Source organism: Streptomyces sp. WG7, from assembly GCF_049975785.1.
GTDB lineage: Bacteria > Actinomycetota > Actinomycetes > Streptomycetales > Streptomycetaceae > Streptomyces.
In genome coordinates, this window is the sequence record NZ_JBNGGE010000140.1 from 1 (window position 1) to 1,639 (window position 1,639).

General features: G+C 71.4%; 1 protein-coding gene and 1 pseudogene. One reads left to right on the top strand and one right to left on the bottom strand.

Annotation, left to right across the window (positions count from 1 at the left end; genetic code table 11):
- Nucleotides 1-1,107 (bottom strand): ALF repeat-containing protein (locus ACP4J0_RS38385; RefSeq protein ID WP_426604064.1); only part of this gene is annotated, 1,107 nt, incomplete at its 3' end.
- 321 nt (nt 1,108-1,428) lie between these two features.
- On the opposite strand from ACP4J0_RS38385, the pseudogene ACP4J0_RS38390 reads away from it, so the two are divergent.
- A pseudogene (locus tag ACP4J0_RS38390) lies at nt 1,429-1,639 on the top strand (hypothetical protein); the annotation flags it as partial.

Sequence of the window (1,639 nt, forward strand, 5' to 3'; positions counted from 1 at the left end):
CCGGGCGGCCGCCGCGGCGGCGGACGCGGCCAGCGAGGCGGCGTTGGCGGCCACACGGGCCGAGGTGGTTGCCGCGTTGGCGGCGTCGATGGCCTGCTGCGCGGCACGTGCGGCGCCCCGGGCGGCGTCGGCTGCCCGGCCCGCGGCACTCGACGCCTTCTGGGCGTCCGCCTTGGCCGCCTCGGTCTCCGCGGCTGCCTTCTGGGCCGACTCCTTGGCGAGTTGTGTCGCCTCGACCGCGCGTGCCGACGCCTCCTTGGCCTTCTCCGTCTCGGCCTTGGCCTGCCGGCCGGCCTCGGTGGCCCACTCGGCGAGCTGTGCGACGGTCGCCTGCTCCTGATCGCGGGCCCGCGCGATGTGCTGGCCGACCTCGAGGAACTCCCGGACGTCGTTGATGTCCCCGTTGAGGGCGACCCGGGCGGCCTCGCGGGTCGCGTCCCCGCCGGTGCTCATGATCTGGACGGTCTGCACCCGGGCGTCGCTGTCCGCGGCGACGTACTGCCCCTCGTTGAGGAACGCGCGTACGTCCTCGATGGTGCCGTTGAGGGCCTTCTGACCCGCCTCCTTGACTCCGCGTCCGGAGGCCGCCGAGATGACCTGCACGGCCTGGACCCTCTGGTCCTGCTCCAGCGGGGCCCGCCAGCCGTCCTTGAGGAAGGCCCGCAGGTCCTCGGGCGAGCCGGCGAGCGCCGTCTGCGCGGCCGCGCGCACTTCCCGCCCGCCCAGCGACAGGATCTGGACGGCCGACACCCGGTCGTCGCTGAGCTGTGCGATCTCCTTCTCTTCCGCGAGGAACTTCTGCACGTCGGCGTCGGTGCCGAGCAGCGCCGCCTCGGCCGCGGCCTTGATGGCCGGCCCTCCGGACTGCCACAGCTCGAGGACCCGGCCCCGGTCGGTGGCGGGTATGTACTCGGACACCTCCTCCTCGCCCGGCACCTCGTCGACGGCGGACGCCGGGACAGTGCCCAGCATGCCCAGCGTCAGGGCGATCAGGAGGGTGAGGCACAGCGACCGCAGGGAAGCCAGCCGCCATCGCGACTCGCCGCCGTATCCGTCCGTATGCGCGTGTGCCCGAAGAACTGCGCGTTTGGTGAGTCTTCGACTCAAGAGCGTCTTACCTCTCACTGTCCGACAACTTGCTGGTCGGGAGCCGTATTTCGGCGCGCCGAGCCTACTTGTGAACTGGATGTGTGCCACAGGTAGGTGTGTTGTGACGGCGTGATAGCTTGCGCAGTCGGTGCGCCGTGAGGGGGGTGACGCAGTGGCTCGTTCACGGTCGGGGAGGCCAGGGGGAATCACCGCTGCCCCGGTTCGCACCGGCCGATGCCTTCGCCCCCCGGTGCGCCGAGCATGCGTGTCCGCCGCACCAGGCAGCGCGACGGACGGTCATGCTCATCAGGTATCACATCGCCCTGGAAGGGAACTCTGATGAAAACCCGCCTTCGTAAGCCGCTTGTTGCCGGGCTGCTCGCCGTCTGCACCGTCGCGGGCGCGTCGTCGATCGCTTATGCCGTCACGGGGTCCGACGGTTCGTCGGCCGGGGCCGCGGCGGTGGCGGACGCGATGCCGTACGCGGTCGAGGACTTCCAGCATCCCGGTGCCGACCGCATCCTCCAGGAGAAGGGCATCACCGTCCACC